General features: G+C 49.7%; 13 protein-coding genes. 10 read left to right on the top strand and 3 right to left on the bottom strand.

Annotated elements, in window-relative coordinates:
* Nucleotides 1-2: 2 nt before the first annotated feature.
* Nucleotides 3-761: a TIGR03915 family putative DNA repair protein gene (locus JVX88_RS14710; RefSeq protein ID WP_211628070.1), complete on the top strand. Its 759-nt coding sequence runs from the start codon at nt 3-5 to the stop codon at nt 759-761.
* Here JVX88_RS14710 and JVX88_RS44115 read toward each other — a convergent pair.
* Nucleotides 706-1,164: a VanZ family protein gene (locus JVX88_RS44115; RefSeq protein WP_410503786.1), complete on the bottom strand. Its 459-nt coding sequence runs from the start codon at nt 1,162-1,164 to the stop codon at nt 706-708. The two genes, JVX88_RS14710 and JVX88_RS44115, sit on opposite strands and share 56 nt — an antisense overlap.
* 17 nt (nt 1,165-1,181) lie before the next feature.
* Between JVX88_RS44115 and JVX88_RS14705 the strand changes: the two genes are divergently transcribed.
* From JVX88_RS14705 to JVX88_RS14685, 5 genes are all read left to right on the top strand, one after another.
* Nucleotides 1,182-2,123, top strand: coding sequence for a glycosyltransferase family 9 protein (locus JVX88_RS14705; RefSeq protein ID WP_211628069.1), 942 nt, complete (start codon nt 1,182-1,184; stop codon nt 2,121-2,123).
* Nucleotides 2,113-2,700 carry a hypothetical protein gene (locus JVX88_RS14700; protein WP_211628068.1) on the top strand — a complete coding sequence of 196 codons (588 nt, stop codon included), beginning with the start codon at nt 2,113-2,115 and terminating at the stop codon, nt 2,698-2,700. Before JVX88_RS14705 ends, JVX88_RS14700 begins: the two co-directional genes overlap by 11 nt.
* On the top strand, nt 2,663-3,640 hold the full coding sequence (locus JVX88_RS14695) for a glycosyltransferase (RefSeq protein ID WP_211628067.1): 978 nt from the start codon (nt 2,663-2,665) through the stop codon (nt 3,638-3,640). Before JVX88_RS14700 ends, JVX88_RS14695 begins: the two co-directional genes overlap by 38 nt.
* A 129-nt stretch (nt 3,641-3,769) precedes the next feature.
* The gene (locus JVX88_RS14690; RefSeq protein WP_211628066.1) at nt 3,770-4,648 is read left to right on the top strand and encodes a glycosyltransferase; all 879 of its coding nucleotides are present in this window, start codon (nt 3,770-3,772) and stop codon (nt 4,646-4,648) included.
* A 34-nt stretch (nt 4,649-4,682) separates the two neighbouring features.
* Nucleotides 4,683-4,898 carry a histidine phosphatase family protein gene (locus tag JVX88_RS14685; protein ID WP_211628065.1) on the top strand — a complete coding sequence of 72 codons (216 nt, stop codon included), beginning with the start codon at nt 4,683-4,685 and terminating at the stop codon, nt 4,896-4,898.
* 62 nt (nt 4,899-4,960) lie between these two features.
* Here JVX88_RS14685 and petH read toward each other — a convergent pair whose 3' ends face one another.
* Nucleotides 4,961-6,184, bottom strand: coding sequence for a ferredoxin--NADP reductase (petH, locus tag JVX88_RS14680; RefSeq protein ID WP_211628064.1), 1,224 nt, complete (start codon nt 6,182-6,184; stop codon nt 4,961-4,963).
* A gap of 775 nt (nt 6,185-6,959) precedes the next feature.
* On the opposite strand from petH, the gene JVX88_RS14675 reads away from it, so the two are divergent.
* The gene (locus JVX88_RS14675; RefSeq protein WP_211628063.1) at nt 6,960-7,973 is read left to right on the top strand and encodes a phosphoribulokinase; all 1,014 of its coding nucleotides are present in this window, start codon (nt 6,960-6,962) and stop codon (nt 7,971-7,973) included.
* Here the strand turns inward: JVX88_RS14675 and JVX88_RS14670 are convergent.
* A complete protein-coding gene (locus JVX88_RS14670) occupies nt 7,963-9,207 on the bottom strand; it encodes a response regulator (protein ID WP_211628062.1) in 1,245 nt (414 codons plus the stop codon). The two genes, JVX88_RS14675 and JVX88_RS14670, sit on opposite strands and share 11 nt — an antisense overlap.
* A gap of 575 nt (nt 9,208-9,782) precedes the next feature.
* Between JVX88_RS14670 and JVX88_RS14665 the strand changes: the two genes are divergently transcribed.
* From JVX88_RS14665 to JVX88_RS14655, 3 genes are all read left to right on the top strand, one after another.
* Nucleotides 9,783-11,063, top strand: a complete 1,281-nt coding sequence (locus tag JVX88_RS14665) for a LuxR C-terminal-related transcriptional regulator (RefSeq protein ID WP_263975537.1) — start codon at nt 9,783-9,785, stop codon at nt 11,061-11,063.
* Nucleotides 11,064-11,391: 328 nt separating this feature from the next.
* A complete protein-coding gene (locus JVX88_RS14660; RefSeq protein ID WP_211629136.1) occupies nt 11,392-11,571 on the top strand; it encodes a hypothetical protein in 180 nt (59 codons plus the stop codon).
* A 2-nt stretch (nt 11,572-11,573) separates the two neighbouring features.
* A complete protein-coding gene (locus tag JVX88_RS14655; protein ID WP_211628061.1) occupies nt 11,574-11,942 on the top strand; it encodes a hypothetical protein in 369 nt (122 codons plus the stop codon).
* Nucleotides 11,943-12,245: the final 303 nt, after the last annotated feature.

Here is a 12,245-nt window from a genome sequence, read left to right as displayed (position 1 = left end):
TAATGATCACTATTGCGGAACCAAAGAACTTTGATGAGTGGTCTAATGCAGTTCGGAGCCTGATCGCGAGCGGCATTGAACCAAGGAACGTTGTCTGGAGCAATAGCGGGCAGATGTCATTATTTGGAGCTGAATTGGAGTCTCAAACGTCACCGACACGGATTCTCGTGCCCAAACGCTTCATGGAGTTGGCTGCTATCGTAGCGTGCTTTAATGATCCTGCTCGTTGGCCATTGCTTTATCGGATAATGTACCGCATCAAGCATGGCGAACCCGATCTTCTTGAGTTTGCCTCGGACTCGGATGTTCGGGAAGCCTACCTTATGAGAAAATCGGTCAACCGGGATATACATAAATTTCATGCTTTCGTCCGTTTTCGGTCAGTAAAATGTGGAGTTGACGATATATTCGTAGCTTGGCACTGTCCTGATCATTGGACGGTCGAACTGGCAACACCGTTTTTTGCACGTCGTTTCGGTTCAATGAGGTTTTCGATACTAACCCCAAAGGGTTGTGCTCATTGGGACTTAAAGAAACTTACGTTCTCATCTGGGGTAGCTCGTGACCAGACCCCGCAGGAGGATGCATTTGAGGACTATTGGCTGACATATTATCGCTCCATCTTCAATCCGTTTCGACTTAAGGAAAAGGCGATGAAGAGAGAATTTCCTGTTCGTCACTGGCCGACCTTGCCGGAATCACGACTCATTCCAGAGTTGATCGAGGAGGCGAGTGGCCTGGCATCGGATCGTGATGATTAGCATACGGATATCTAAATCGGTAGAAGCTGTAGACCAAAAGAGTGGCAAATATGGCACCTGATAGGTCTAATAAAACATCCGTAACGAGACCGGTGCGGGCGGGGTTGAGGCTCTGATTGAACTCATCTATAGAGGCGATGATGCCAGAAAATATAATGGCCAAAACAAATCGATTTTTGCGTAATTTTGAGAGAGAGGAAAGTGAAAAGGCCCTGATCACCAAGGCGGCCAGCACCGCATATTCGAAAAAATGAGCTGATTTGCGAATGATAGCGTGAATCATTTGTCGCGATTCAGGCAGCATTTCCGGAAAAAAATATTGAATTAAAGGGCCTAGGAAACGCGAAGTTTCGCTTGCAGCCCCTGCTTGGCTTGACAGATAAAAGATGACCCCGATCCAAATGAAAAGTGGCGCATAGCGTGAAACGGGCGCTGCCGCAAGCGCAATTGACCTGGATCGGGTTGCCGGAAACAGCTGATCTCGTGCAGCGGTATTGCTACATTCAGAATTGGCTACAATTTCCGGGCTATCCTGGGATTCCAGAAGCGCCGGTTTCTCCTCAGAAAACAGTATCGTTTCTGGCGCAAATGCAGCAGCTCAATTTCGATCTAGCCTTGCAAATGCATGGTAGTGGGTTAATGATCAATAGCTTTACAACGCTGTTAGGAGCAAAACAAACGGCGGGCTTTTTCCCAGTAGAACAGCCCTGTCCCGATCCCCAATGGTTCTTAGCTTATCCAGAGCGGGAACCAGAAATTTGGCGACACTTACGTCTGCTGGAGTTTTTAGGCATTCCCTTACAGGGAGATAATTTGGAATTTCCGATTTGGCAAACCGATTGGCATGAGTGTAAAGCAATTGTATCGGCCTATGAACTCCAGATCCGAAACTACGTCTGCATTCATCCGGGCGCGAGTATGCAAACCAAATGCTGGTCTGCTCAAGGTTTTGCTGCCGTAGCTGATGCTCTAGCTGCTCAGGGTTTTCAGATTGTGCTGACCGGCACGAATGCTGAGGTTGGCCTGACCCAATCTGTAGCTCGCACAATGCAGTTTCCCAGTATCGACCTAGCTGGACAAACTAGCCTCGGTGCCCTAGCCGTTTTGCTAAAACAATCTCGACTGCTAATTTGCAACGATACGGGTATTTCCCATCTCGCGGCAGCCCTACAGGTCAAAAGCGTAGTGCTCTTTTCTGATTCAGATCCCCACCGTTGGGCACCTCTAGACCAGAAGCGACATCGGGTGATCCAACTCGCGGCAAGCAATGACACGATGAGTCGAACGGGTTGCTGCTCAGTAGAGGCCACTTTAGCAGAAGCTAGAGACTTACTACACCAGGAGATAGCCTATGCGTCCTGATTGGCAGACAATGCAGCGGTTGTTGTGTTGCCTTCCCGGAGCAGGGTTAGAGGATCAGGTTGCACCGGCTCTGCAAGCCTTGCGCCAAGCTCTGCCCCAAACTGAGATAGTGCTGCTTGCTAATGCTGTAGCCGCTAATGCAGATGTGGTTGATGCAGATGTAGCTATAGATGTGGATTTGAATGTTGAATGGAAACTATTCAACCTGACTTGCGATCGGTCTACTCCTTTGGCTACAGCCTGTTTGACTCAGTTGATTGAAACGGTACGTCACTATAGTTTCGATGCCGCAATTATTTTTACGGAATCCGATCAATCGCCCTACACAATGGCGTACCTCTGTTACCTAGCCGCAATTCCGATTCGGATCGGTCAGTCGCGGGAGTTCGGCGGCAATGTGCTCTCGTGTTGCGTTACTCCTCCCCTCGATCCGGTGTCTGCTGTTAATTATCACCTGCATCTTGTAAATGCTATCGACCTGTGTGTTTCCTCGAACCAAAGCAACGCTGAATCCAACTTTCAACCTTCTGTACTAAACCATGCGGTTACGAATTCTCACCTGGCATGTCCACGGTAGCTACCTTTATTATCTAACTCAAGCTCCCCACGAGTTTTATCTGCCGGTTAAACCCAGTAAACCAGAGGGCTATGGTGGGCGCTTAGGCGGCTTTGCTTGGGGCGATAATGTGCACGACATTGCGGCTGACGATGTGCGCCATCAATCGTTCGACTGCATTCTATTTCAATCGCGCCGTAATTATGAAATCGATCAATACGAGATTTTGTCTGAGGCGCAGCGACAGTTACCGCGATTGTATCTAGAACATGATCCGCCGCGTCAACATCCAACCGATACTCAGCATGTCGTTGATGATCCCAATCTTCTACTCGTACATGTTACCCATTTCAATCGCCTGATGTGGGACAGCAACCGCACCCCAACGTGCGTGATTGAGCATGGCGTGATTGTACCAGAGGATATTGAATACAGCGGCGACTTGGCGCGGGGTTTGGTGGTGGCTAACGGGTTGCGTACGCGGGGACGGCGACTGGGATCGGATGTGTTTCAGGCTGCCTGTCAGCAAGTACCGCTGGATCTCGTCGGCATGGATGCGACATCCCTCGGTGGCCTAGGCGAAATTCCCCATGCCCAGTTAGCTGCCTTTCAATCGCGCTATCGGTTTTTCTTTCATCCAGTGCGTTACACCAGCTTGGGTCTAGCTGTCTGCGAGGCCATGATGCTGGGCCTACCGATTGTGGGACTCGCGACTACTGAACTGACAACGGTGATTCAAAATCATGTATCGGGTTACGTTAATACCAATGTTGATGCCCTAATTCAATTCATGCAGGAATTAATTGCGGATCCTGATTTAGCAAAACGATTAGGTCAACAGGCTAAAGCAGATGCTAAAGCACGGTTCAATATTCAGCGATTTGTACAAGACTGGCAGAATGCCTTTGAACAAGCCATCGCCCTTAGTACTTCACCACTGAGCCTCACGTCCTGCTCCTAACACCTCGAGCAAATATGCAAGTTGAAGATCCCCTCTGACCCCTTCAGAAAGGAGAAACCGAATCAGAAGCAAACTGTACCCTTCCCCATCTCCCCCATCTTCCCCATTTTCCTACCTTCCTCCTCAATCATGACTAAACGTATTGCTCTTATCAGTGAACACGCCACGCCCCTCGGTATCTTTGGTGGCGTAGATAGCGGCGGCCAAAATGTCTATGTGGGCCAATTATCAAAACATTTAGCGGCCATTGGCTACCAGGTTGATGTGTTTACGCGGCGCGATCATCAGCATCTGCCTGATGTCGTGGAATGGCAGCAGGGTGTGCGTGTCATTCATGTGCCTGCTGGTCCACCGATTAATTTGCCGAAAGAAAAGCTGTTGCCCTACATCAATGAGTTTACGGCATTTGTGTTGGATTGGTGCCGTCAAAATACGATGTATGATCTAATTCACGCTAACTTTTGGATGTCTGCTCTTGTAGCAGCAGATATTAAACGGTTGCTGAAAATCCCGTTTGTCGTCACGTTTCATGCCCTGGGACGAGTGCGACGCTTGCACCAAGGCGATGCCGATCAGTTCCCCGATGAGCGGTTTGCGATCGAGGACCGGATTGTGCAGGAAGCCGATTCCCTGATTGCCGAGTGCCCGCAAGACCGAGACGATCTGTTGCGGCTGTACCACGCCAACCCAAATCGCATTCGCGTCATTCCCTGCGGGTTTGATACGGTTGAGTTCTGGGCGATCAATAAAGCCCATGCCCGCCTGACGCTGGGATTGTCTACCGATGAGTTCCTGATTCTCCAGCTTGGTCGCATGGTGCCGCGCAAAGGAGTGGACAACGTGATTCGGGCCTTTGCCTATCTGCTGAAGCAGCAATCCTTGGCGGCGCGGCTCCTGATCGTGGGTGGTGAAGCCGATACGCCCGATCCAGCGCTGACACCTGAAATTGGCCGCTTAAGCGCAATTGCTCAGGAGTCAGGTGTGGCTGCACGAGGCAGAGACTTCTGAATCGGTGTCTTCTGGGTCTGCGTCTTCTGAATCTATGAATACAGAACAACATGAAATCATCGTCTGCCACGGTAATCTGATTCGTTATCTCGCCTGTCGAGCTATGGAAATTTCACCGGAAGTCTGGGCGAATCTAGATCATCACAACTGTGGAATTAGTGAAATTTTGATCAAAGAAGACAATCAAACCGTTCTGATTTCCCACAACGATACGGGACATTTACCCTACTCGATGCGAACGTTTGTCTAACAAAAAACCAGGAGAACACCGTCCCCTGGCAATGAATTGAGCTAAATTTGGCTTGGCAATTTCTAGTAAGTTTCCACGTGCCAGCGTTCCTTGATCGAGCGCTGATACTCCTTCCAGGTAATGCCTTCTTTGGCGGCGGCGGTTGCCATTGCCTCATCGATGCCGTCTTCCATGCCCTTCAAACCGCAGATGTAGGTATGAGTTTTCTCCTGCTTCACCAGGTTCCAGATCTCATCCGCATGTTCTGCTACCCGATGCTGAATGTACATTCTGCCGCCCTCTGAGTTTTGCTGCTCGCGGCTGATGGCGTAGGTGAGGCGGAAGTTGTCGGGGTACTTGCCTTGCAATTCTTCCAACTCCTCTTTATAGAGAATGTTGGGTGTGGTGGGAATACCAAAAATCAACCAGGCAAAGCCCTTGAACTGATAGTCAGGATTGGCTGCTTTTTCGGCATCTTTGAACATGCGCCAGAGGTAGGCCCGGAAAGGCGCAATGCCCGTTCCGGTTGCCATCATGATAATGTTAGCTTCTGGATCATCGGGTAGCAGCATTTCCTTCCCAACGGGTCCCGTGATCTTGACATCCGCATCCTTTTCCAGATTGCACAGGAAGGTGGAGCAGACCCCGTAGACGGTTTCGCCGGTTTCAGGATGCTTGTACTCTAACTGACGCACGCAAAGAGAAACGGTTTTATCATCCACATCGTCGCCGTGGCGCGTTGAGGCAATCGAGTACAGACGAATCTTGTGGGGTTTGCCGTTGGCATCAGTGCCATCTGGAATAATGCCAATGCTCTGACCCTCTAGATAGCGCAGATCACCTCCCGAGATATCGAACTTGAGGTGACGCACCGTGCCAATGCCGCCTTCACCTACAAGCTCTTCGTTGGACAGACACTTGCCGATGTAGGGATTATTTGGTCGGTAGATGTTGACAGGAACATCAGTCCGCTTTGCTGGTTTTTCTTTCGCTTGAGTCATGGGTTTACTTGCCTCTGCTGACTGAACAGGTTGGGGTTCAGTGCGGGAGGAAACCTGACCGTTGCTGGCGCTAGTGCCATCGTATGGGCGAATACTGACAATCCTGCCACCGAGGCGAGCGATTCGCTGCATTTCCTGATTCATGCGGGAGTAAGGCACCGTAATAAACAGGTTGCCACTCCGACGAATCGGGTAGCCCATTTTGTCAGTTTCTCCGTTTTGGCGTAGACCCTCTACTTCATAGATGAAAAGGCGGCTACCATAAGCTGTGCTGGCAACACCACCCGCTGCGCTTGGATTGTACATTGCTAATCGATTCTTCTCCTAACCCTATTAATTTGGCGCAAAGCGCCATTTTCACCACACCATGCCTAGATCAACGATGCCTTCGCTTGGCTTTGGCTTAGCCTTGGCTTAGCTCTAGCCCAGCTCTAGCTCGTTTCCTTAGACTAGTGTGTACTAGCGTAGCATTGCCAAAGTCTTCCTCAAACACACCAAGGAGGTCAGATTTAATAATGGTCTGACCCCATACCCCTGCATCACCATACTCAGGACTTTAACGGCAAGACTGTCAAAAGCAATCCATTTTTAGATTGATTTCAGAGTTGTAGTATCCAATCATACAAAAACAACCCATTTTGTTATTTATCACACCTATAAGCAAAGCAAATATTCTGACTTCTGGCTCCTGTATTTTGACTCCTAAACTCCCAATTCTCAACGCTTCACTTCTGGCCCCTCTTGCCTTTAGCATAAAGTGGGGATCGCCAAAGTAATTTCCAGCCCTACCTTGTAGTGGGGATCACGTTTTGGTAGAATTCCAAGTAACGGATAGGATTAAATACCTATCTGGTTTTGGAGTAGGTTGCGACCCGGACTGGATGATTGGCGACCTGTTCCAGGTTGCTTTTAATCCTGCTCGGGCTGCTTAAGATTGCGGCTTTTAGCAGCGCTGAGTTCTCTAGGCAAGCAAGCAGCTAGTTGTAGCGGCTAGTTATGAGGAACCTCCAACCAGAGGAACCGTTTTCTTAAAAGTTTAAATTCATATTGATGCAGTTGTTTTAGACCATAGAGGAACCCTATGACCAGTAAGCCAGACCGTGTGGTCTTGATCGGTGTTGCCGGAGACTCCGGATGCGGTAAGTCAACCTTTCTTCGCCGCCTTGCCGATTTGTTTGGTGAAGAGTTGATGACTGTTATCTGCTTAGACGACTACCACAGTCTGGATCGTAAGCAGCGCAAGGAGGTAGGCGTCACCGCACTCAACCCCAAGGCCAATAATTTTGATCTGATGTACGAGCAAGTGAAAGCGCTCAAGTCAGGTCAGGAAGTTATGAAGCCGATCTACAACCACGAAACCGGCACTATCGATCCACCAGAGCGGATTGTGCCCACGCCGATTGTGGTAATCGAGGGTCTGCATCCGATGTACGATGAGCGCGTCCGCTCGCTGTTGGATTTCAGCGTTTACCTCGACATCGATGATGAGGTGAAAATTGCCTGGAAGATCCAGCGCGACATGGCCGAGCGGGGTCACACCTACGAAGATGTTTTGGCGCAAATCGAATCTCGCCGCCCCGACTTCAATGCCTACATCGATGTGCAAAAGCAGTACGCCGATGCGGTGATTCAGGTGCTGCCCACCAAGCTAATTCCCAACGACACCGAGCGGAAGGTACTGCGAGTGCGGTTGGTGCAAAAAGATGGTGTGGAAGGCTTCGAGCCAGTCTACCTGTTCGACGAAGGATCGACGATTGACTGGATTCCCTGCGGACGCAAGCTGACCTGCTCCTATCCGGGTATCCGCATGTTCTATGGCCCCGATACCTACTACGGCAACAGCGTATCGATCCTGGAAGTAGACGGCCAATTCGATCGCCTCGAAGAAATGATCTACATCGAAAGCCACCTCAGCAACACCTCCACCAAATACTACGGTGAAATGACCGAGCTGCTGCTGAAGCACAAAGAATATCCTGGCTCCACCAACGGTACCGGCCTGTTCCAAGTCTTGGTTGGTCTAAAAATGCGCGCTACCTACGAACGCCTAGTCGGCGGTGAAGCCAAACTAGCGGCCAAAGCCGTCAGCAACTAGACCGACTCAACAATGAATTCAAACAGGGGTGTTGCACAACAATGCCCCTCTTTTTTACCTCTTTTTTAATAGTTTTGAGTTTTAAGTTTTGATTGACAGACTCTGCATGTTCACGAGCCGCAGCACTCTGATTCGTTCCGGCAATTTCCTGCCGCAAGGCTACGATTTGCTGTTGCAGTTGGGGAATTTGGTCAGCTCTGAGGTGTTCAATCTCTTGCAACTGTTGCTCAAGCATGCGGGCTAGTTGGGAAGCTTGAGCAAAGCCAAAAGTGCCAAGCGAACCAGCCAGGGAATGGGCCTCGTGTTCCGCCTGCTGCCGTAATTCCGGATTCAAGGTTTGATTCTGTAAGGCTGTCACTGCCTGTTCCAACCCATCTACCTGTTCGTTCACGCGCGGTTGGTATTTCTGCCACACTATGGCGATCGCGGCTTGAGTTTGCTGCCCAATTTGTTCTGCACTCGTGAGGGGCTGCTGGTCAGACGAGTCAGCCAGATGTGATCTAGGCTGTTGGGAATGCTGCTTGGGTTTGGAATTGGCTGCATTTACTGCGTTCACTTCGGTTAGCGGCTTGAGGCGATAGCCGATCCCATAAACCGTCTCGATCAAATCTGCTGGAGCACCGACCGCCTTCAGCTTTTGCCGCAATCCTTTGATATGGGTTCTCACCGCCTCATCACTGGGAATTTCGGTAAACGACCAGAGGTTTTCCAGAATAGCTCCACAGCTAAATACGCGCCGACTGTGGCGCAAGAACAATTCCAGTAAGGCGTATTCCTTTGCCGTTAGAGACACCGGCTGCGTCCCATAGATGACTTCACAGCTTTCCGGATTCAGGCGTAGTTCCCCCCACTCCAATACGGCCTGAACTGCTGTCTGGTTGCGCCGCAGTAAAGCTCGAATCCGGGCAGTTAACTCTTCTGGATCAAAAGGTTTGACCACATAGTCATCGGCCCCTGCATCTAGCCCAATCGCTTTATCGTGGCCGCTGCTGCGGGCCGTTAACAGCAGGATTGGCATCTGATAGCCATGGGAGCGCAACTGTTGGCAGAGGCTGATGCCATCGAGTTTGGGAAGCGATACGTCCAGTAGGATCAGGTCATAGTCAAAGGCTTCTGCCAAGTTCCATCCGGCTTCTCCATCAGTGGCTACTTCAACGGTATAGTTCTGGTTACTCAGTGTGGCAACCAACGCTTCAGTGGTCAACTTATCGTCTTCGATGATCAGAATTTTCATGGCTGTCTGTTCACGGAAGGGTTAATCGTAGTATCACCTGACAGCCCAGTCGATCGAGACATCATCAGCATAGAAATTTATTCTAGCTTCCTGTTAATGGACCAAGCAATTTGTCATGTTTTGCAATCAATTTTGAAGTGTTGTTAATTTGATTGCAGTTTAGTTGCGGTTCAGCTGCAAATAAATCCTCTGATCCTCGCTCAGCCAACGGTTAGCTAATAAGCCTGTGCTCTGTCTGTGTAGCTGTGCCTACCCTGCGGGAGCTGCGCAGGAGTTGCCGTAGCATTGCTGAATCGGCAAATGATTGCCTGATAAGGAACGTGAGCGAGCTGCTCACATTGTCCGGATTGTTGCTTAATAGTGCGATCATCTTGCTCGCGGTTTTATATCACCATTCAGCAACGCCAAGTTGTCAAGCAGTCATCACCTGCCCATCGCGTTATCTAACTTTATCTGTTATCTAACTTTATCTAAGTACAGCGTTCATAAATAGGTTGTGAACAAGGGGGTGTGGGGGCTTCGCCCCCACGCAGGGCTTCGCCGCCCGCGCAGGGTTTTGAATCTAGTTTTTAATTATGCCGAGGTACTTAGTGATGGCGGATACAGATATGAAAGCAGGCAGCCTATTCTGTATAAAGGTAGCATGTCTGGTGAACAGCAACTGGCAACAGCACTTAATAACAGCAATGGCATTCAACAGTTCTGCATCTTCCAACTCGCTGCGCTTGCTGATGGATCTCCAACAGGTGAGTCAAATGGCTCAAGCCTTTAGTGGCTGTTTGGACCCAACTGTGATCGCTAAACAAGTCACCGATCAAATGATCAGCGTCTTTGACTGTGCCTTTGCCCGCATCTGGTTAGTAGAAGCCGATCAAACCGCTCTGCGTTTGGTTGCCTCTTCGGGACTGTACACCCATACGAATGGTTCATTCTCTAGGGTGCCGATGGGAGCCTTTAAGGTGGGTAAAATTGCCCAAAATCGGATTCCATTTCTGAGCAATCATTTAGCAGAAGAACCGTGGGTAAAAGATCGAGAATGGGCCATCGCTGAGCAGATTACGGGCTTTGCCGGATATCCGCTGGCTGTAGGCGATCGTGTTGTAGGAGTATTGGCTGTTTTTAGTCATCGACCGTTGTCGCCAGAATTCCTAGAAGTATTACAGTATCTATGTGCAACTGTTACAGTCGCCCTCGATAGTGCATTGGCGCATCAGCGAGAACAGCAGTCTTCAATCAATTCATCAGTCGTTGTTCTGCCTTTATCAGAACAAATGGCAACTCTTTTACCCCAATCTCGATTCTGTCTAGTGGGAACCGAGCGTTTACTGCCTATGTCGCTAAATGTGCTGCTGCTGCGAACTGGTGAAATTCTCAGCAAGTTACAGTGCAGTCATTGCCGTTTGATGTATGAGTCAACCCAGGTTCTACTCGATGCAATGGTCATCCCAGATATCGGTTCAAACGCCAGCTTGCCGGTTAAAGAGCCTGCATCTAGAACCTTACAGGACTGGATTGCAGCCATTTTCGATGAATTACGCTTGGCTAGCGCCTGTTTGGGAGGCACACTGCAGACGCTGAGTGGAGCCAATCAAGCAATGCTGCAAGTGCTGCTGACATTGCCGTATCCAGATTCGCGCTCCCAAACTTCGCCCTTGTCAGACCGCGAGCAGGAGATGTTGCTGCTGCTGGCCGCCGGGTTTCGCGATCGCGACATTGCCGATCAGCTCCACATTAGCGAACGCACGGTCAAATTTCACATCAATAACGCAATTGCCAAACTTCAGGTCCAAACTCGCTGTCAGGCCCTTTATCAGGCCGTGATCCGAGGCTGGCTGGATCGAGGGTTACCTGTCTAAATGAACAGGGGATGTTGCCAAAACTGCATTATTGGTTACTATTTGTAGATACTGATTCTGTCAATAAAGCCAGATTCTAATGATCTGTAGCGATAGCTACAAGAAGTTGATCGGCTTGTTTTTTATGCTGCACATACAGTGCTTAGTCTCGATGCTTAGCCTCGATGCTTAGCCCCGATCCAATTCCGTGAATCTCACTTCTCAACCGGCAATAAAGTTTCTGTTAACTCCTGTTAATTGTGTTTAGTCTCTGGTAGGTTTATTGTCTAGGTTGAGCTGAACTCACCTCCAAACTGATTGGAATAACTCTTGGAATGAGGAAATTTTTATGCCTGAAGTAACAGCTCCTGCGCATCAACCGGGTGATTTTTTTGTCGATTACGAGGAGAAGGTATTTCCCGACATCAAGGCGGAACCAGGCGAAAAAGCATTGGTGACGTTCCATACGGTTGCTTTTGAAGGATCGATTGGCTTGGTGAATTTACTGCAAGCTGCCACGACAGCCTGATAATGCCTGGAACTTGCCGAGATAAAGCGGGCCGGCTGGTCTCGCAGCCTGGCATCAGCGGCGGCCGCGTGATGTTCCGCACCGGCCAACTCGGCGAAGGTTCTGGAGCTAACCAGATAGAAGGCTTCCCGAACTTTTTTGGATATACCGTCGCGATCCAGGATGGCGTTCTTCAAATGGATCCTAACATTACGTTCCGCGACATCGAACAATGGGCCCGCGGCGCACAGGGAATGCCCCGTATATCAGATGGAGCGTTCGTTTACTGTAAAGACTGTCGCCCGTCGAACACCGGCGTCTGCACACAAGGCACTGCCGGCCGCGACGGGGCCTTCGCAAAACGCATCAACAACCAATGGCGGTGCGATTAGGCTATGTAGGCCTTTGTTTCACAGATATTCCCCCATTCGCTTCTTCGGGTGGATTCTTCGGTGTCTGGTCTTATTGCACTGAGGTCAGGTATTTCGACTGACCTCAGAATCTTTCAGGCTATGCCGAAATGTTCACGAATCTGATCAATGCTCTACACTTTTTAGTTCTGTTGACAACTTCGATTTTTGCCCAACGCCGTTTGTTAATGGGCAATTTTTATCGGATAATCAATGATTTTGGTAATACCCGAAAGTTAAGAAACTCCTAATTCGGGCACGGCGCAAGCCCGCTGGATTCTGGCT

This window comes from Leptolyngbya sp. 7M (assembly GCF_018128485.1).
Note: the sequence above shows the minus strand (reverse complement) of the source record. Positions and strands in the feature narration are given on the sequence as shown.